The 16,816-nt window shown below is 63.4% G+C and carries 23 protein-coding genes and 3 pseudogenes; 13 read left to right on the top strand and 13 right to left on the bottom strand.

All coding sequences use genetic code 11. The annotated features are described in order from the left end of the window. Positions 1–19: 19 nt before the first annotated feature. The 5 genes from G6N50_RS00095 (at position 20) to G6N50_RS29965 (ending at position 2,660) form a co-directional block, all read left to right on the top strand. The gene (locus tag G6N50_RS00095; protein ID WP_083092768.1) at positions 20–412 is read left to right on the top strand and encodes a helix-turn-helix domain-containing protein; all 393 of its coding nucleotides are present in this window, start codon (positions 20–22) and stop codon (positions 410–412) included. Position 413: 1 nt separating this feature from the next. Then, positions 414–1,067, top strand: a complete 654-nt coding sequence (locus G6N50_RS00100; RefSeq protein ID WP_083092767.1) for a hypothetical protein — start codon at positions 414–416, stop codon at positions 1,065–1,067. Positions 1,068–1,092: 25 nt separating this feature from the next. Then, positions 1,093–1,488, top strand: a complete 396-nt coding sequence (locus G6N50_RS00105) for a hypothetical protein (RefSeq protein WP_083092765.1) — start codon at positions 1,093–1,095, stop codon at positions 1,486–1,488. Positions 1,489–1,619: 131 nt separating this feature from the next. Next, positions 1,620–1,802, top strand: coding sequence for a hypothetical protein (locus G6N50_RS00110; protein WP_083092763.1), 183 nt, complete (start codon positions 1,620–1,622; stop codon positions 1,800–1,802). 216 nt (positions 1,803–2,018) lie between these two features. Continuing rightward, a complete protein-coding gene (locus tag G6N50_RS29965; protein ID WP_142275412.1) occupies positions 2,019–2,660 on the top strand; it encodes a sce7726 family protein in 642 nt (213 codons plus the stop codon). Here the strand turns inward: G6N50_RS29965 and G6N50_RS00120 are convergent. After that, positions 2,554–3,549 carry a beta family protein gene (locus tag G6N50_RS00120; protein ID WP_158086042.1) on the bottom strand — a complete coding sequence of 332 codons (996 nt, stop codon included), beginning with the start codon at positions 3,547–3,549 and terminating at the stop codon, positions 2,554–2,556. The genes G6N50_RS29965 and G6N50_RS00120 overlap by 107 nt on opposite strands. A 367-nt stretch (positions 3,550–3,916) precedes the next feature. Here G6N50_RS00120 and G6N50_RS00125 point away from each other — a divergent pair, with 367 nt between their 5' ends. The 4 genes from G6N50_RS00125 (at position 3,917) to G6N50_RS00140 (ending at position 6,783) form a co-directional block, all read left to right on the top strand. Then, positions 3,917–4,543, top strand: a complete 627-nt coding sequence (locus G6N50_RS00125) for a hypothetical protein (protein WP_163650786.1) — start codon at positions 3,917–3,919, stop codon at positions 4,541–4,543. A gap of 21 nt (positions 4,544–4,564) precedes the next feature. Then, a complete protein-coding gene (locus G6N50_RS00130; protein ID WP_083092759.1) occupies positions 4,565–4,930 on the top strand; it encodes a DUF7715 family protein in 366 nt (121 codons plus the stop codon). 125 nt (positions 4,931–5,055) lie between these two features. Further along, positions 5,056–5,628: a hypothetical protein gene (locus tag G6N50_RS00135; protein WP_163650787.1), complete on the top strand. Its 573-nt coding sequence runs from the start codon at positions 5,056–5,058 to the stop codon at positions 5,626–5,628. A 753-nt stretch (positions 5,629–6,381) separates the two neighbouring features. Next, positions 6,382–6,783 carry a hypothetical protein gene (locus G6N50_RS00140; protein WP_142275409.1) on the top strand — a complete coding sequence of 134 codons (402 nt, stop codon included), beginning with the start codon at positions 6,382–6,384 and terminating at the stop codon, positions 6,781–6,783. Positions 6,784–6,850: 67 nt separating this feature from the next. Here G6N50_RS00140 and G6N50_RS29970 read toward each other — a convergent pair whose 3' ends face one another. The 7 genes and pseudogenes from G6N50_RS29970 to G6N50_RS29115 all read right to left on the bottom strand — a co-directional run bounded on the left by G6N50_RS29970 (position 6,851) and on the right by G6N50_RS29115 (position 11,779). Further along, entirely contained in the window at positions 6,851–7,177 is a 327-nt protein-coding gene (locus tag G6N50_RS29970) for a DUF732 domain-containing protein (protein WP_163650931.1), read from the bottom strand. Next, positions 7,174–7,569: a DUF732 domain-containing protein gene (locus tag G6N50_RS00150; protein WP_158086041.1), complete on the bottom strand. Its 396-nt coding sequence runs from the start codon at positions 7,567–7,569 to the stop codon at positions 7,174–7,176. Before G6N50_RS00150 ends, G6N50_RS29970 begins: the two co-directional genes overlap by 4 nt. Positions 7,570–8,163: 594 nt before the next feature. Beyond that, complete coding sequence (locus G6N50_RS00155) at positions 8,164–8,901, bottom strand: hypothetical protein (protein ID WP_083092749.1); 738 nt, start codon at positions 8,899–8,901, stop codon at positions 8,164–8,166. A 190-nt stretch (positions 8,902–9,091) separates the two neighbouring features. After that, complete coding sequence (locus tag G6N50_RS29050; RefSeq protein ID WP_197748047.1) at positions 9,092–9,697, bottom strand: DUF3761 domain-containing protein; 606 nt, start codon at positions 9,695–9,697, stop codon at positions 9,092–9,094. Positions 9,698–9,783: 86 nt separating this feature from the next. Continuing rightward, positions 9,784–10,302 carry a DUF732 domain-containing protein gene (locus G6N50_RS00165; protein WP_372509949.1) on the bottom strand — a complete coding sequence of 173 codons (519 nt, stop codon included), beginning with the start codon at positions 10,300–10,302 and terminating at the stop codon, positions 9,784–9,786. A gap of 193 nt (positions 10,303–10,495) precedes the next feature. Then, complete coding sequence (locus tag G6N50_RS00170; protein WP_083092745.1) at positions 10,496–10,714, bottom strand: hypothetical protein; 219 nt, start codon at positions 10,712–10,714, stop codon at positions 10,496–10,498. Between the two features lie 220 nt (positions 10,715–10,934). Further along, positions 10,935–11,779: pseudogene (locus G6N50_RS29115) on the bottom strand (tyrosine-type recombinase/integrase). On the opposite strand from G6N50_RS29115, the gene G6N50_RS29120 reads away from it, so the two are divergent. Then, a complete protein-coding gene (locus G6N50_RS29120; protein ID WP_232068856.1) occupies positions 11,678–11,890 on the top strand; it encodes a hypothetical protein in 213 nt (70 codons plus the stop codon). The pseudogene G6N50_RS29115 and the gene G6N50_RS29120 sit on opposite strands and share 102 nt — an antisense overlap. A 44-nt stretch (positions 11,891–11,934) precedes the next feature. Here G6N50_RS29120 and G6N50_RS00180 read toward each other — a convergent pair whose 3' ends face one another. Together G6N50_RS00180 and G6N50_RS00185 are read right to left on the bottom strand one after the other, a co-directional pair. Further along, positions 11,935–12,264, bottom strand: coding sequence for a hypothetical protein (locus tag G6N50_RS00180; protein ID WP_083092742.1), 330 nt, complete (start codon positions 12,262–12,264; stop codon positions 11,935–11,937). Continuing rightward, entirely contained in the window at positions 12,261–12,803 is a 543-nt protein-coding gene (locus G6N50_RS00185; protein WP_163650788.1) for a hypothetical protein, read from the bottom strand. Before G6N50_RS00185 ends, G6N50_RS00180 begins: the two co-directional genes overlap by 4 nt. Positions 12,804–13,060: 257 nt before the next feature. Here G6N50_RS00185 and G6N50_RS29975 point away from each other — a divergent pair. Continuing rightward, a pseudogene (locus G6N50_RS29975) lies at positions 13,061–13,150 on the top strand (hypothetical protein); the annotation flags it as partial. 119 nt (positions 13,151–13,269) lie between these two features. Continuing rightward, on the top strand, positions 13,270–13,407 hold the full coding sequence (locus G6N50_RS00190; RefSeq protein WP_158086039.1) for a hypothetical protein: 138 nt from the start codon (positions 13,270–13,272) through the stop codon (positions 13,405–13,407). A 49-nt stretch (positions 13,408–13,456) separates the two neighbouring features. Here the strand turns inward: G6N50_RS00190 and G6N50_RS00195 are convergent, their stop codons facing one another. Further along, a complete protein-coding gene (locus tag G6N50_RS00195; protein WP_083092738.1) occupies positions 13,457–13,717 on the bottom strand; it encodes a hypothetical protein in 261 nt (86 codons plus the stop codon). Positions 13,718–14,119: 402 nt separating this feature from the next. On the opposite strand from G6N50_RS00195, the pseudogene G6N50_RS00200 reads away from it, so the two are divergent. Then, a pseudogene (locus G6N50_RS00200) lies at positions 14,120–14,543 on the top strand (DUF3349 domain-containing protein). Between the two features lie 12 nt (positions 14,544–14,555). On the opposite strand, the gene G6N50_RS00205 reads toward G6N50_RS00200, so the two are convergent. Together G6N50_RS00205 and G6N50_RS00210 are read right to left on the bottom strand one after the other, a co-directional pair. Continuing rightward, positions 14,556–15,596: an NAD(P)-dependent alcohol dehydrogenase gene (locus G6N50_RS00205; RefSeq protein ID WP_083092735.1), complete on the bottom strand. Its 1,041-nt coding sequence runs from the start codon at positions 15,594–15,596 to the stop codon at positions 14,556–14,558. Between the two features lie 119 nt (positions 15,597–15,715). Continuing rightward, a complete protein-coding gene (locus G6N50_RS00210; protein ID WP_083092734.1) occupies positions 15,716–16,813 on the bottom strand; it encodes an iron-siderophore ABC transporter substrate-binding protein in 1,098 nt (365 codons plus the stop codon). Positions 16,814–16,816: the final 3 nt, after the last annotated feature.

Raw genomic sequence — 16,816 nt, forward strand, 5'->3', positions numbered from 1 at the left:
GAAATTTTCGAGGCGCCAGATGGCTGCTGACATTCGGTACGGCGATGGACTCACCATCTCGTTTGGTATGGCTGCGTTTGTGGTTGATCTGGTCGGCCTGACGGAGAAACTGCTCGCGCGCCAGAACGGACAGCCGCTGCCGCCGAAGGCGCGGGACCTACGGGATGGCTTGAGCGACGGGCTGGCACGTGCAGCTGCTAACGCGGGCGTTAGTTCGAAAGCGGTTTTAGCGGAAGAGGTTCTAGCGTTTGAGAGAAGCCCCGAAGCTGCAGCTGAGGTCCTCGGTATTCAGCCCGGCAGTGTCCGCTACGCGTGCCGGGCCGGCCGGATCGGGAGGAAGGTCGGCGATCGGTGGCTGATCAGCGACGAGGAGATCGAGATGTATCGCGAGAACTACTTACGAGGAGTGTGAAGTGACTGAGGCAGAGCAGGATCGACAGGACGCCCTGTTGGTGGCGGCCGCTGCGAACGACGGTCGCATCAGCCCGGACTTTGTGCCGCAATGGTTGATGGCCATGAAGGCCGATCGGCCCGGAACGCGAAAGACGCTGGCGTCGTTGGTGTCTCCACGAGCGGATATGCTTCGTGCCGCCGGAGTCGACCCCGACCTCGAATACGATCTCGAGTACGCGTACGACCGGATCGTCGCGCCACTGGATCTCAGCCGGGATGACGCCGATCGGCGTCTGGTCAATGCCGCTATCGCGGAGGGAAAGATTGGGCTGGAAAGTCGCCAGACATGGCTCAACGCACTGGCGACCAACCACGACGCCGCGGCGCAAACGATCGCGTCCATGCCTGCCACGCCACGCATCACTCGGTCGGTCATGGCTTCGCAATCTTCGAGACAGTCGCCGGTGCAAGGCCGTTCGGGCGCCGAGATCGACGCGGACCCTGCGTACCGGGATGTTGCGTGGCGTCTGGGTCCTGGATTTCGCAACGGGCTCAAGCCGCCCGAAGTCCGATATTTCGCTATCCCAGAGGTCGACGACGACTTTGCGTCTGAGTTGATCGACAACGGTGATGGAACCGCGCGTTGGAGTTCGGGAGCGGTCCGAGGAGACTGAACCCGCATAAAAGGAAAGGATTGTCATGCCCTACCGCGTCATGTGTCACCTGGTCATCGCCAAAGACCAAGAGGGTCGGGTTCGCTACTACTACCAATCGCCCGTGGTTGGGTCTTCCGGGGCCGTAATCCCATGGCTCTCGGACGAGAAGGCGGAGCAACTCCTAAGATTGGGCCTCGTTGAGCGTATCGCGGACAGTACGATGGACCACCAAGCCGACGACGCCGCTCAAACCGAGAGTGAGGCGCTACAAGACTGCCTCAAGGCGCTCGAGCACCTCGGCGTTGACTTGGCCGCAGGAGCGCCCACCGCTCGTACAGCATTGCGGGATGCCGGATTCCGCTTCGGCAACGACGTCGTTGCCGCCGCCGTGAAGGCCCGTAAGGACGCTGTCCGCGCGCTGTCCGGAACGACCGCCTAATGAACCTAGTCCGCACGTCATCCTCGGACGCTGCACGCGCGGGCAGGCGGCACCAGCCGGGGCCGCAGCCGCGGTCGACAACGTTGGCGCGACCGGCTGGTGCCGAAACTTCGGTTTGAGGAGGAGCCAGAATGGACGAGCACTACTTGAGAACCATGGCCGCGCACCAGGCGCTGATCCAGGTGAGCGATAACCCTAGCCAGTTCCGCGGCGTATCACCGTCTGCGCGCCTAATGGACCAGGCGTATCGAGCCTGGCGCGACCAGAAGTACGGCCCGGCAGTCGGCATGGACATCATGCGGGTGCCGTTCTAAACGAATGGTGCGGAACACTCACCTTCGCGGCCGCCAGGGTTTCATACAACTAGGAATCGGGGCAGCGTCACCGTCCCCGGTTGGTCACCGTCACGCCGTCCGTAGGGCGCAATTCCGTCACGAACGACCTCCTTGTCCGGCGTGCATCTTAAACCTGGATCGCCACCGCCGTATGCTTCCAACGATGGCGGCCTTCGTAACGTGTGAGTGTGCCTAGTGCGCGACCACGACGTACGCGTCGCCCTGCGGAACCATCTCGTCGTTGAGCATGCCAACGACTCGTCGACCCGAGTCATGGAAGAACTCGGGTTGTGTGAGGAAGTCAGAGTTGACTTCGCGGTCATCAATGGGGCCTTCACTGGATTCGAACTCAAGAGCGAACGCGACACCCTTGCTCGCCTTCCTAGGCAGGAGGCGACCTACAGCCGCGTGTTCGATTATGTGTACTTGGTGGCCGCCGGCAACCACATCGACCGGGCCCAGCAACTAATCCCATCGTGGTGGGGGATCGTAACGGCGCTGCCTACCACCACTAGCGGCGTTTCTCTGCGTTTCGATCGGGTAGCGATCGAAAACCCGACAGTCGATGCGTCGGCGGTCGTCCAGTTGTTATGGCGCGACGAGGCACTCGCGATCTTGGCGCGAATGGGAGCAGACCGAGGAGTCCGGTCAAAGCCACGCGCAGAAGTATGGGAGAGGCTCATCGAAACACTGAACGTGGCCGATTTGCGTAGCGAAGTACGAGAAGTACTTAAGGCGCGCCCTGGGTGGCGAGAGAATCCAAAACGACGTGGAAGTGTCGTGACATCGCGGCTCTCAGGTACGACCCCGCGTTTCCTGGCCCGTCGGATCCATTAGCCACATTATTGATGTACTGGTCGCCGGGGCTGAAATCGGCCCCGCCAAAGTAATTCGCCCTTACGACATCTCGCGCCAATGCGACGTACTGGGGACTTGGATCACGTCTCTGCTGCGCACGATGCACCCGCCACTCGCCAGGCAGCGCATAGCGGATATTGGGTATAGGAGCGTAAGGAGTATCCGCGTACGTCGGGACGCCAACTCCGTAATCAGCGAACGTCAATTCACGATCCCGCCAAGTGGACGTGAGATATGTGAAAGATGCAGCATCGGTTCGTGGAATCGAACCGACAGTGCCGGGCGCGATAATATTGCCAACTACTTCAGGGAACGCAGAGAATGCAACGACTAGGCTTCTCCAATCCTGCAGGTAGGGAAGGATTGCCAGAACACTCGAGGTCACTGACGCCTGAACGGCCGGGCCACCGTCGACAAGACCTGCGTCGATCACGAGATCACAGTTAGCTGAAGGGACTTCGCACGCTGCCAACACGTCGTCGATGTCGGATGTAAGGCCATCGCGGCCAGCAGCCAAGGCGTCTTCGCAGTCAAGCCGTAATACCAGTCCTCGACGGTCGCGGCCGGTGATAGTGCGCACTGCATCAAGCACCGCCGCGTCGTCACTGGTTGTGACAACCGGTACGGCGACCCGGTTCCCGTCCCGAAGGGTCGCAAAGCTCTGCGCGACTTCCGCTACCCACTCGGCATCTTCGATGCCTGTGACGTTCAATGGGTGCACCCAAATCACGTCGTCTGAATGTGGCCAAGTACGGATAACAGCCGAAGCCTTCTCCGCCGTCGGCATTTCGATAAGCGGTACGAACGACTTCGGACTCGTTGACTGAATCGCTAGCAGTTCGCCCTGCTTCGCCTTCAGAATCGCCACGTACATCCGATTGGTCAATGATGTGCCAGCGTGAACCATTGGAGCCCTTCCCGGTAAATACCCGACGGCGATCATAAGCCACGTGGTTAATCAACTGGGTAGTTTTTCTCCGAGTGGTACTCAATACCGCGCAGCTACGGAATGCCCTAGAACAGGTCACGGGCAGCCACTTGCAAACACGACGGTGCGGACGTCGGCCATCGCACAATGGCATGGCCCTAGCAACAACCACCAGGCCTCTGACATGCGTGGATGGTCGCATGGCTACCCCCCGGCCGATTTTATCGAACGGGGGGGTCCACTGAGCGACCGCCACATGGTCGCCAACTTTTTTACACAGGGCTGAAAAATCCGAGAAACTAGGTCCATGTTTTCGACCCGTGAGCGTGGGCAGCTCCCCGAGCCTGTCGATGGCTCAATGGTGCGGTTCGTCAAATCCGGCTATGGGTTCGTAGCGGTCAGATCTGGTGACCGGTGGGAGACGAGCGCCACGCAGTCGGTCGGGTTCATTGACGAGGTCATGGCGTGGGATGACATGTGGCTAGCCGGAAGGTATTTCGAACTGGCCACCGCGCTGGACCCAATAAAGCAACCTGCCGAGCGCGACAAGAGACTGGTAGAGAAATCCGTCGTATGTTTCCGCCTCGCGGATGAGCACTGGGCCGCCATCGCCTATCAAGGCTCGTACACGGGTTTCAAGCAGCGGGTCTGGTACACCACCCTGACCACGGCCGCCTGCAAGCGCGCAAAGCTGGCTAGCTGCTATGGCCAATGGGCCGAGATCATGCCCAAAGCTACAGACATTCAAGTCGTGACGTCATGGAAACCGCTGCTCCCTCGTGAGGTCGCGGACACCATGGGACGCCATGCAAACACCCAACGGGCGCCGACCCGGCCGACGCAATCCCTGGACTCCTCCCTTCTGACACTCGCGCCGACGCGAGCAGAAACCCATTGCGCCCCTTGTCCTTCTAGCGTTGGCGGTGACCGCTGACAGGCAAGGATGAGGTAGGCAATGCAAGTGTTGACCGTGTACAGGCCAACTAAGGCCGATCGGGAGTTCTTCCAATGGAGCGTCGACGGTGAGCTACTCGCCATCCCCGGCATCTGCCCGTGGCACGAATGCACCACCATGCTCATGGTCCGCGACTTGGACGTTCGAGAAGAAGACGTAATTGCCGCCTGCCGCAATAGCTTTGAGAACAGCGGACACGACGACCAAACCTTCGGCGAACCCCTGGAATCCATCGTCCAGGAGATCGCATCCGACGCGATCGAGGCTGCTTCCGAGCACCCAGTCGGAACCGTCTTGCGGCTAACGCAAGGCCGCGGCCGGGAATGGCAATATCGGCTTGAGCCAGCAGAAACCTGCACTCGCTGATGGCTCGACTAGGCCGTGGGTTTCCAAACAACCCGATCATGAGGGCGCCGATTCTGGTCAAAGCCGGGCCGCGATGGGATTCAACCGGCGCGGGTGCCGTTCAGACCCCTACATGGACGCACACCATGGGTCCGCTCGTCAACGCTGTTGTGGTTCTTGGCTATTGGGTTACCAACTCCGGGTCAGGCAACGCGTTGGTCAGCGTTAACGGAACATCCGTTCCCACGGTGACGGGCGGGACTATCGGCAGCTACGGTTCTGGCACGCTCTACTCCGGCGGGGCGGGTACTACGGGTACCTATTTTCCTACGCTCTGCTCAATCCCCACCGGCGCACAGACTTTCACGCTGTCACTTCCCGGCGGTACCAGTTGGGACTACGCGTTCAACTCATTCGCCTACACCAACGTGAAAAGCATCGGCACCGGCACCTCCGCGACAGGAGCCAGCTTAAACGCGGCGCTGTCCATGACATTGACCCCCAATCAGATCGCGGTTGGGGCATTCGGTGGAGCGACCAACGCCACCACGGGAACAGGGTTCAGCAACTTCGCCCCTGTGCAGCGGTGGAATCAGGCACCGGTGTCGGGAAAGGCATATCCGATCGCGGCCGGCGAGTCTACGACAGGGCAGTTCTCGGCTACCGCGCCGAACGCTTCGCCGAGCTGGGGATGTGTTGCGGTTCCCCTCGCTGCGTAACAGACCGCCTCGAAGCGGCGTCTCGGAGTGGCGCGGGCATCGGTGTCTCGCTGATATAGAAAAACCGGCTTGGCCTCGACGAAACACAACGTACAGTTACTAGCTTCGGGCAACTTGTTTCAGCGCGGACAGAATTGGAGCTGGGGTCATGCCTCGTCTCACCCGAATACTCGTTGCCCTGATGCTCGCTTGTAGCGTCACCACGCTCAGCGGGTGCTTATCCGCTTGCGTCCCATCGGTCCCGGCGGACACCGCCTGCATCGCTGGGTAAGCGACCAATGACCGACGACGCACTCAACAGCCTCCGCCTCGAACTATTCGGCCCCAACGTGCCAGTCTCGCGCGCATACATAGATGCCTTGCTGCAGTTGACCGAGAGCGCATCAGCACGGGTCGGTGTGACCAAGACCGCCACCGACAGGGTTGCGTACTGGCTCGACGGCAGCGTGCTCGGTGAACTGTCCTGCACAGGGGCATCCGATGAAGATGCGGAGATCAAAGGCAGGCTCACGCGGCTCGCCGAACTGCCGAGCATCAAGGTCGACATCGCGGTCGAGTACGACAACTTCACCCGCGTATCGCGGATAGGCCGTGTGCTCACGCTCGAACTTTCCGAGGACAGACAGGTCGTATTGGATGGAACCCGCGCAGTGCGCCGACCGAACGGCTCGAGGCGACCGACAAGTTCATCGGTGCCGTACTCGCGGCCTACTCCAAGGCTTAGAGAGCCCCCGGCGCGTCACTTCATCGTCGTTGCACGTCGCGTTGCTAGGTTTCCGGTTTATGTTCCTGACTGTCACCTATCTCGACGACGACCCGAAACCATCCGTGTACTCGATACCCCCGGGCAAGACGGCAGACGGTAGCGAGCGCGAAGCGATCATTACGGTCGAACCATTTGGGCCGGATACGGCCGCAGCGTTTGAAGAGGGCTTCGATCTTTCGGCCGCACCGGCACCGGAAAAGGGACGTGTCTCGTTGAACTTTTCGATCGGGGAAGCCGAGGAATTGGCTCGCCGGCTGGTCGTGGTGGTCCAGGCGGCGAAACAAGGCCGATTCAGCAATATCGGTGAGGAACTAAACCGGTTCACCAAAGAGAAGCGACTACAGGAGGCGTGGGAGACGCTGATCGGTGACGCCGACGCCGGGACCTGACTGGTAAACAAATAGGGTACGAGGCCTGATCCACCTATTCAGACGCGGACGAGTGCGACCCGGTTCCCTAGTGCAGCGTGTCCGGGCACAGTTCGTGCTGGGCGGCGTCGATCACTCCGCGAAGGTCGAAATACACAATCGGGTTCGCGTCGATGATCTGTTGCGGCGTCATGCCGTTGTGCAACGAGACGCACACTTGAGATCCGCGACTGATCCTGACGGCATCGTTTATCCCCGGCACGAATATGTTGTGGTCATTGAGGTATTGGATATAGCTGGCGCCGTCGGCGCGGCCGGCGCCGCGGTGGCAATGAGCAGGGCCGACGCCGCGACTCCTACGAGGGTGATGACGCTTCGCATGGTTTTGATCTTTCTTCAGGCAGTTGAGAGTCAGTGGGGTCGCGAGTCATCCGCGCCGTTGGCGCCGATATGTACGTCGGGGCAGATATTGCCCATCGCCGCGTCCATTACTTGGTCGGCCCCTTGGTTGCTCATGGCCAAGTGGCGGGCAATGTCGTGAACGACGTAGTTGGTCGAGGAGCCGCCGCGAAGCATGTTGCATGTGCCCCGGCCGATCCTTAGCAGCGTCGCATCATCGGCACTGGGAGCGTAAGAACGCCCGGCGCGCAGGAACGAGGCTTCAGCCGGGGTGGGTGGCGGCGGCGCCGGACCGTCGTAGGGCACGCAGTCGAGAGCATCTTGGCGGGCGCCGCAGTAACCGGGGCCGGGGTCAGCATGCGCCCGGCCCGGTCCCAATCCGGCCATCACCAGAAGTGCCATAGCCATGGCTGTGGCGACGAAAGCTCCACGAAACAGCATGCCCACGACTCCCGGTTGCTTGGCGACTGTCGTCCGGTGACGTTGTCCGATTCGTCGATGGGAGCGTATGCGCTTCCGTGAGTTTTTACATCGGGATTTGTGAAAGCCGCCAACACGGACAGTCCACCGGGCTACATTGATGGCCTCAGGACGTCGGGGGTCCAGTTCCGCACCGCATCATCACACCGGAGTTCAGTCATGTCTCGTGTCAATAAAATCAGCGTTGTCCCGGCTGGGGTGGCCGCGGCTCTCTTGATCTTTGCCCCGCTCTCGCCTATGGGACCGCTGCCGACCTGCGGCGGCTATGTCAACGTCGATGGGAACTGCGTTCCTTCGCCGGATCATTCACCCAGCAACCTTCACGACGGGGATGGCACAAACAGCCACTCCCAACACAAGCAGGGTTCCGGCTCCTGGCACGGCGGCACCGGTCGGTCGAAGTAGCACATGGGGGCAAGAAGCCTCATCGTCCGCTGCGGTGGAGTATGTGTGCCCTGGCGCTCGCGTGAGTTTGGCATGCCCTCTCGCTTCTCCGCGCCCGTGCCACGGTTGTGAAATGCGCTACCAGATAACTACTTCGGCGTTGTCCCCGCCGTAGCAGCGCGTCGATACCTTGGTCGATCCATCACTAAAATAGGCCGGATATCTTCCGACGCAGGTCATTTCGTAACCATCCCCAGTAACCGGCGAGAACGCGGTGAAGCTGCCCGCCATGCCGGAGGCATAGAAGACTTGGCGTACGTTCGCCGCGAACGCACAGCTGGTGTGGCCGCCGACGACACCTTCATGCCCATCCGGGCAGATGGAGAAAACGTGGGTCCCGCCAGGGGGCGGGAGCGCCGGAGCTGGTTTCACTGTGGGTGCTGGTGGCGGCAGGGCTTGCACCGTGACTGTCGTAGGCGCGGGCGCTGGGGGTATGACCGTTACCGTCGATGGGGGCGCCGCGGTAACCGTCGGCAGTGCTTCCGGAACGATCGTGGCAGGCCGTGTGGCCTCCGGGGCTACTGTCGGCTTGGGCTGGTCAAGGAGATGGAATCCAAGCCACGTCAAGAGACCGACCGCGACAGCGACTGCGGCGCCGGCGATAACGATGATGCTGGCACGTTCCGCCGCGCCTCCCCACGAGTAATCGCCGCCGGCGGCGCCGTCTTCATCAGACCAGGCAAGCTCGGACGCCCTGGCGGCGATCGGCGGTACGAGCTCGGTTTCATCGGCGGCCGCCCCGATCTCGGTCTCGTCACGCGCGGCGGCAGCTGTGGTTAAGGGTTGCTCGTCGTCCTGGTTGTGGTTGCGGGCCATATTGGGTCTCTCCTGTTGGTTCTTCTGTGAATATTCGCATTGCGGAGTGACGCCTGTCCGGGAAATAGGCATAGCGCTGCGGCGACGACCTCGGGTCTGATCGGCTGGCGTCGAGGTGTCGCCTGGCGTGGATGGGCGAGTTGGGCGATTCGCGCCGACCGCCGGGCTAAAAGCCGCTAGCGAGGTGCGTTCAAGAAGAGCAATGCGAGGCCGCGATTACGCCGCTGGGTGAATCCAACTCGGTTAGCGCGTCGGCATTGGATGCTGTTGTGTCCGAACCATATCCGCCTTGAAATCGGCCGGCGTCGGGGTCGATCGCAACCGATGCGCAGCCGTTGTGCATGCCCGCCACAGCTTCACAGACACCGCCAGTGGAAGCGTTGCACTGGTCGACCGCGATTTGGTTGGCCTTGTCCTGGCTCCCCGCGGTGCCCCAGCCTGCGGGTAATCCGGTAACAAGGGACACAGCTAGGGAAACGTAATCATCGTCGTCCGGAGCGGCGCCGGCCGCCGGCGCGCTGGCCAGCGAGGGTGCGCCCCCACATGGACACCATTGTCTGATGCCGTCGTTGTCAGAGCATGTGCCGCTGCGTGATTCGCTGTGCGAATAGTTTCCGTCTCCGCACAGTGCAACTGCACCGACAGGGTTGTTGTCTGGTCTCTCAACGCACGTGCTGTGTGCTTTGGACCAATAGAAGCCGGGCGGACATTCATTGGCCGCGGCGATTGGCGGCGCAGCGACGGCGATGGTGCCGTAGCCGACCGCAATGATCGCGACGGCAATGATTGACCGCACTGGCCCCGCTCCTTCGCGCGCAATGCTCAGGAGAAAAACTTAACGCCGAAGGCCAGCGCCTGCGTGGAAATCCACCTAATGCACCCTTACGACGTCGCGCCCTCATTGGTCGAGTCGATCAGGTAGCCGTACCGGGGGCAGTACACACCGATCGAGGCGCCCGCGAAACCACCCACCTGGTCGCTCATCAGTGAGGGCCGTGCCCGCCGTATCCACGCGACTAGATCTGCGAAACTGCGATGCCCGCTGTCGAGGTACTCGCACACGCTGTCGGCGTCCGCGGACGCCGCGGTTGGGCTGCCATACGGTATGCCGTCGCGATCGAAGATCGCCACCAACGCCTGCTGTAGCTCCGCGGCGCTGGGATTCTTCGGGATGATCGGCACGCCCCGCGAGTCATATTGCAACGGACGCGGGCGCGCAGGATCGAGCGTCGGTGAGGACGACGACGGCGCCCCGCTCGGGTTGGCCGACGGTGGCACCGAGGCCGCAATCGGTGGTGGAAGCGCCGCAGCGGGAACCACGGACGGCGCGGCGGCGCTCGGCGCCGCGACAGGCCGCGTCGCGTCATACACGCGCAACCCCAACCACACCGCCCCGGCCACCAGAGCCGCGACCGCGGCAGCCGTCAAGACGATCACACTCGCCCGCTCAGCAGCCGCACCCCACGACCGCGAAAACACCTCGGTCTCTTCGGCCTCACGCGACCACGCCAATTCAGGCGCCTCCGTGGTCGGCAGCGGCACGATTTCGGTCTCGGCGTCACCAGCCCCTGGCGTGGTCCCGGCGACGGTGTCGTCACTCACGTTCGTTATCTTCCGCGTCCGGATCGGCGGTGTCTCGGGAATCAGGCAGCTCGGCTAGCGGTTGCGCGCGCAGGCGGCTGTTCTCTCGTTGGCACTCGGCGAGCTGGCGCTGCAGCTCGTTGCGTTGATCTTTCAATGTGGCAATCTCGGCGAACAGGCGCGCGCGTTCGGCCTTGAACGCTTCGTCTTGCGGCAGCTCGTCGTCGGTCATGTTCGTCAACCTCCTGGCACCTGCGTTTGTGCGCTTGGAGGTGTTACAGGCTCCCCCCCGCGCCCTCCCCGGGGGAGCCTGTAACACCTATTCAGGCGTGAAATTAGGCGAATCCGGTTCCGCTCGACCTCCCAAAAGCGCCGATGGCCTAAATCGAACTGAGGTCATCGATGCGATGGGCCGACGGAGGGGTTGGATTTCAAATCACAACCCCACCCGGTCACCATGCGCAGGCCGCGGCGGCGCGGATCTCGTCGTCGTAGATCGCGACGTAGCGCTCGGTCGAAATGACGGACGTGTGGCCGAGGAGCTGCTGCACCGCCCGAATGTTTCGACTGCCGCGGTACACACGAGTGGCGTAGCGATGGCGGAGGGTGTGCATCGTCCAGTTGTCCGGGAGTGCCCGGGCAACCAGCTTGCCGACATGCTCGGCTGTGAGATGACCGCCCGCCTTGTTGGGAAATGCCCAGCCATCGCCGCTCTCCCGGATCAACGCAGCGACGTAATCCGATACCGGCACCATGCGATTCTGTCCGCCTTTTCCGCGCACAAGCAGTCTCCGGCCACCATCGACGTCGATGAGATCCCGCGAGTGAACTTGTGCGACTTCGGCTCGGCGCAAGCCCGCCTCTGCGGCCAGGCGCAACATCAGCTCCATACGTTGGTCTGCCCTTTCCAGCGCTGCTACCCAGGCTTCATCGGTTGCTGGCCGCGGTGGAGCTTTCGGCACGCGCACCGTGGGCAGCGCGTCGGCGATGCACACCGGGATGCGGTCGGTTTCGTACATCCAGACGAAGAACCCGCGCAGCGTACTGCGGTAACTGTGGCGCCCTCTGGGGATAGTTGCTGCTGTCTGCCAAACCAATCCACGAGTTTGTCTGCGGTGACCTCGCCGGGCGGGCACCCTAGTCCGCGGGCCACCCGGCATAGGATTCCCTTGCGCAGCCGAAAAGTTGCTGGCCGTTGGCCGGCCGCGGACAAGGTGAGCAGGTAGTCATCGATGTAGCGCTGCCAGGTTTCGGGGGCGCTAATACTTGGTTGGGGCCCTGGCGGTTTCGGGCGTATCCGGTCGAGCAGATAGCGGTCGACAACAGCCAGCGGACCTACCGCGAGCGTGACGTCGTTGTCATCGCGAACGGTGAACACGATGCCGCGCTGCGACAGATGCAGCCCTAGACGTTGTGCCCGCTTACGCGCGATCCGCGCCCGATTGACGGCGTTCACCGCAGTGATTCGATCTCGCGAGCAGCTTCGGTGAGCGCAGCTGCCAGCGCGCGAGCCGAGGTCGCCGTAATGGACTCATCGGAACCTCCGTGCACCAAGATGCCGTGATCCTCGATGCGGCCATCACACGACTGTGTGCCACGGGTGACGACCTCCATCGTCGCGCCGTGACCCAGTTCCACCGCTCGTGTAGGCCCGTAGAACAGGCGGAATGCGTCGGGCGTCAACGCATCCGCCCATTCCTCGACGCTGACCGCGCCGGCTGGCTTGGCCACATGCCCGATTACGGCGTCGGTCAGTTCACGCCAGCGATCTGGACTGGTCATCGTGCGATCCACCCGTCGATCTGGTCGGCGGTGTTCAGCAGCGCCGCGGCGAGGTTACGGGCTTGGCCGGGGCTGAGCGTGAAGACCTCAGTCATGTACCCGTCTCTGCTGAGCTCGTCGATACGGACCTGGGGTACGTCGATGCCCTGGGCAATGAGTATGGAACCGTCGGCCAATTGCGAGGCAGCGCCTAAGACACGGATTTTCGTCCCGTCAACACTTCTAGTCGGCGTGGAAACGAAGCGGCAGAGATGCTCGTCGTCGGTTTCCCAGTATCCAAAGGTCTTGGCGTCGGGCAGGGGCGGGACGTCGCTCATCAGCGCGGCGATGAGATTGTCGTGCGCATGCCGCCGCCCGTCATGCAACAACGCGTCTTCAATCGCGCGGTCTGTCCGTGGTTCCCATGACGTCCACGGATCCTCGGGGAGCGTGGCACGATGCCGGTAACCCGCCTCCCGTTCCTCAAGCTCGGCGACCTGCTGCGGTGTGAGCTGATCGGCCAGGTCGCGCCAGCACTGCGTGTTGTTCTCCGGTGTCATACTCATTTGCGTCGAATCTCCTTAGTAGATTTCGGCCATGCCCCGGGGCGGTGACAGCCGTCGCCGGGGCCTTCCTTTTGGGGAAGCTATTTGTTGGTCGGATATACACGTGTGCATATCCGAGACCACCTCTGGTGGGCTCCTACTCCGTGCCCACATTTTGCCCACACTTGACCACAGAGTTGCCTGATCGAGTGTGAATCACCGTGACGCGTTTTACCTGGTAGATGCGTTTTTAATCGCCTGAGCGGGGGCCGGATCAGAACCACGACTTCTTCTCCGGCTCGGGCTCCTCCTACGTGATCGGCAAGGCCGTCAACACCGAAGACGAGGACTGGGACTTCTAGCGGCCGCCGCGCGGTTACGGCCCCGAACGCGGGCCACGGAAAAGCAAGTCGGCGGACCGTTTTCGCCGCGGCAAACCCGGGTACTTGACACGCGAATTCAACGTCGGGACGGAGAACGCGTGACCACCGCCGAACAGCCACCACCAGAAGGCGACGAACAGCCCCCGCAGGCCACCGAGGACGAAGGCGGCTCCGACGCGGAGTCAGGGGAACGTACCCGATCGCCGGGCGGTGACGCCGCGCCCGCGGGGGAGTGAACCTGAACCGCCCGCACCGAACGGCGTCAAATCGATGGCGGGCTAACGGCTATGCGCTCTGCTGACGTTGTTGGTGGGTCTGGTTGATCAGGTTGACGCCGACCGCCACACCACCCAGTACCGCTGCGGGAAATGCGTTTTCGAGTTGCCCGGTGGTAGCGCCGACGGCCGCCAGCAGGCCCAGGCCCCCGCGACTATGTTGAGGTTTCCAGGCGATCTTGTTCGCGTGGTGGTGCTGATAAGCGCCGACCGCGATTTCGCCGACCCCGAGTATGCCGGAGACGATCAGCGGTGCGCCGGTCGCGCTCAATGCGGTGGTGATTGCGTCGAATTACGCTTGTCTCCCAGATGATTACGGCTGAGCCGCCCCAATCGCTGGGCACGGCACGCGTCGACAGGCTGCGGCCCTCACCGAGCCTATCGGCGATGGCCGCGGTGCCGTCGCTTACGCGATCGCGCTGTCCTTCGAACAATGTTGACGCGTGTGCCCATGAGTAGGCCGTTTTGCGGTCACGGGTCGCGTATGCGCGGATCGGGGTTTTCGCATATCGACCCGTGCCGGGGGCATAGTAGTTCGTTTCTGGCCACCTGCGCGCCCGCAAAGGCGTCGACCACCGGGCGGACATGTTCAAGTCGTGAACGACGCATGAATTGTGTGGATGGCGTCACGGCCCGCTGGCGCGGGTGACGGGGCTGCCCTGACACTGTTTGGGTGACGAATACCGCCGCCTCGCATACCAGCAATTTCTGCCGTTCAGTGCTGCGCTGGCTGCGCGCCGGTTACCCCGAGGGCGTCCCCGGGCCCGACCGCGTGCCGCTGCTGGCCCTGCTGCGCAGCACCCCGCTGACCGAAGAGCAGATCACCGAGGTGGTGCGCAACATCACCGCCGACGGATCCCCGGCGATTGCCGACGGTGTGATCGACCGCGACGAGATCGCGCATTTCATCTCCGACATGACCCACTACGACGCCGGGCCGGAGAACATCATCCGGGTGGCCGCCACGTTGGCCGCCGTCGGTTGGCCGCTGGCCGGCATCGACGTCAGCGAGGTCATTCCCGGTGACGAGTGGGGAGGCGGCCGAAATCGCCGCCCGCGGTCACGCTCCCGAAGGAGCTTCGGGCGTCGGCGTGTAGCGCGCCCCGGACCTACAGCTTCGAGATGTCGATGACGAAGCGGTAGCGCACGTCGCTGGCCAGTACGCGCTCGTAGGCCTCGTTGATGTAGTCGGGCTCGATGAGCTCGATCTCCGGCGTCACCTTGTGCTCGGCGCAGAAGTCCAGCATCTCCTGGGTTTCGGCGATGCCCCCGATGTTCGACCCGGACAGGCTGCGGCGCGCCAGGGCCAGCGAGAACGCGCCCACCTCCATGGGGTGCTCGGGAATGCCCAGTTCGACGAGCGTGCCGTCGACGTCGAGCAGGCTCAGATAGTCGTTGAGGTTCAGGTTCGCCGAAACGGTGTTCAGGATCAGGTCGAAGCTGTTGCGCAGCTTCTTGAAGGTCTCGCGCTCGGCGGTGGCGTAGTAGTGCTTGGCGCCCAGGCGCAGCCCGTCTTCCATCTTCTTCAGCGACTGCGACAGCACCGTCACCTCCGCGCCCATCGCCGCGCCGAGCTTGACGCCCATGTGGCCCAGCCCGCCCAGGCCGATGATCGCCAGGCGAGTGTCCTGGCCGGCCTTCCAGTGCCGCAGCGGCGAGAACAGCGTGATGCCCGCGCACAGCAGCGGCGCCGCCTTGTCCAGCGGCAGCGAGTCGGGGATGCGCAAGACGAAGTTTTCGTCGACGACGATCGCCTGGCTGTAGCCGCCCTGCGTCGTCGTGCCGTCCCTGTCGGTGGCGTTGTAGGTGAAGGTCGTGCCCCGGCTGCAGTACTGCTCGAGGCCGGCCTGACAACTGTCGCACTGGCCGCAGGAGTTCACCATGCAGCCCACCCCGACGTGGTCGCCCACCTTGTGCTTGGTCACCTCGGAGCCCACCGCGGTCACGACGCCGGCGATCTCGTGGCCCACGACGAGCGGGTAATTCGGTGTGCCCCATTCGCCTTTGGCGGTGTGGATGTCGGAGTGGCAGATTCCGGCGAACTTGATGTCGATCGCCACGTCGTGCGGACCCGGGTCACGGCGCTCGATGGTGGTCTTGGTCAGCGGTGCCGTCGGCGAGGTGGCCGCGTACGCCGAAACTGTGCTCATGAAAATCCCTCTTCGATTCGATACGTCGCCAAGAAGTTTAGCTAAGGTAAAGGTTCCGCCGCCAACGGACGGGACGAATATCACCTTATGGCGATGTGTGGGTACCGGCCGGTGGCCGATCAGTTGATCGGGGCGTTCACCAGGCGCAGGTCGTCGACGATGCCGCGGGCGGCGATCAGGCCCTCGCCGGTCTGCCAGATCTCGTCGTTGACGACGTAGACCCGGTTGTCGCGGTTGGCGGACAGCTTGCGCCACGGGTTGCTGTCCAGGATCGTGGCGGCCCGGCCGGCGGCGGCCGGGGTGGCGCAGGACACGTACACCACGTCGGCGTCGGCACTGGACAGGTCCGGGTTCTTCGCCAGGTCCGCGTCGCTGGCACCGATCTCGATATAGGGCTTGTCGGTGAACCGCTGGGAGGCCGGCCGGTCCACCCCGGCCGCGCCGAGCACGCTGGCCGGGAAGTTGTTGGCGCCGTACACCCGGATGGTGTCGGCCGTCAGCTGCACGATCGACGCCTGGTAGTGGGAGGCATCATGCCGCGCGCCGATGTCGATGGCGCGCTGCGAAAAGCCGCCGAGCAACGTGTCCACCGCGGCGCCGCGGCCGGTGGCCGCGCCCACGGCGCGCAGGTTGTCCTCCCAGGCCGCGCCCGGTGCGGCGGTGAATACCGTCGGGGCGATCGCGGGCAACTGCGGATACAAGGTGGGCGTCAAACCCTGCGACCCGAGGATCAGATCCGGGTGGGCCGCCGCGATCGCCTTCACGTCCGGGTGGGACCGGGTGCCGACGCCGGGCACGCCGTGCACCGTGCCGCCCAGATAGGCGGGCTGACTCGAGGACCCGTCCGGCAACGCCGCGCCGACCACCCGCGACTGCAAACCCAGCGCGCACAACGTGTCGAGCTGGTCGCCGGCGAGCACCACGATGCGCTGCGGATCGGCGGGCACCTGCACGACGTCCGGCTCGACGCCGGCCGCGTTGTGGACCTGCCGCTTGGAGGACCCCGCGTCGGCTCCGGCGGCGTCCCGCGCGCACGAGTCGTCGGGCCGGCGGTCGTTGCCGAGCACCCCGGCGCCGGCGATCTGGGTGGTGGGGGTGATCAGCGCGGGGGTCGGCGTCTGCCCGGCGGGTTTGTCGGATTCACAGCCGCTGCATGCCAGCACGACCGCCGCCGTCAACGCGGCCGGCAGGGCGGGTCTGATCACGCCGAACAACACGCG

Source organism: Mycobacterium mantenii (assembly GCF_010731775.1).
Lineage (GTDB): Bacteria > Actinomycetota > Actinomycetes > Mycobacteriales > Mycobacteriaceae > Mycobacterium > Mycobacterium mantenii.

What these genes read in the sequence shown, in the direction of transcription:
- G6N50_RS00170 (WP_083092745.1), bottom strand. Translation starts at nt 10,714, where the DNA reads ATGACCGACGACGAGCTGCCGCAAGACGAAGCGTTCAAGGCCGAACGC.
- G6N50_RS00205 (WP_083092735.1), bottom strand. Translation starts at nt 15,596, where the DNA reads ATGAGCACAGTTTCGGCGTACGCGGCCACCTCGCCGACGGCACCGCTG.
- G6N50_RS00150 (WP_158086041.1), bottom strand. Translation starts at nt 7,569, where the DNA reads ATGGCTATGGCACTTCTGGTGATGGCCGGATTGGGACCGGGCCGGGCG.
- G6N50_RS00105 (WP_083092765.1), top strand. Translation starts at nt 1,093, where the DNA reads ATGCCCTACCGCGTCATGTGTCACCTGGTCATCGCCAAAGACCAAGAG.
- G6N50_RS00110 (WP_083092763.1), top strand. Translation starts at nt 1,620, where the DNA reads ATGGACGAGCACTACTTGAGAACCATGGCCGCGCACCAGGCGCTGATC.
- G6N50_RS00180 (WP_083092742.1), bottom strand. Translation starts at nt 12,264, where the DNA reads ATGACCAGTCCAGATCGCTGGCGTGAACTGACCGACGCCGTAATCGGG.
- G6N50_RS00095 (WP_083092768.1), top strand. Translation starts at nt 20, where the DNA reads ATGGCTGCTGACATTCGGTACGGCGATGGACTCACCATCTCGTTTGGT.
- G6N50_RS00130 (WP_083092759.1), top strand. Translation starts at nt 4,565, where the DNA reads ATGCAAGTGTTGACCGTGTACAGGCCAACTAAGGCCGATCGGGAGTTC.
- G6N50_RS00135 (WP_163650787.1), top strand. Translation starts at nt 5,056, where the DNA reads ATGGGTCCGCTCGTCAACGCTGTTGTGGTTCTTGGCTATTGGGTTACC.
- G6N50_RS00155 (WP_083092749.1), bottom strand. Translation starts at nt 8,901, where the DNA reads ATGGCCCGCAACCACAACCAGGACGACGAGCAACCCTTAACCACAGCT.
- G6N50_RS00125 (WP_163650786.1), top strand. Translation starts at nt 3,917, where the DNA reads ATGTTTTCGACCCGTGAGCGTGGGCAGCTCCCCGAGCCTGTCGATGGC.
- G6N50_RS00185 (WP_163650788.1), bottom strand. Translation starts at nt 12,803, where the DNA reads ATGACACCGGAGAACAACACGCAGTGCTGGCGCGACCTGGCCGATCAG.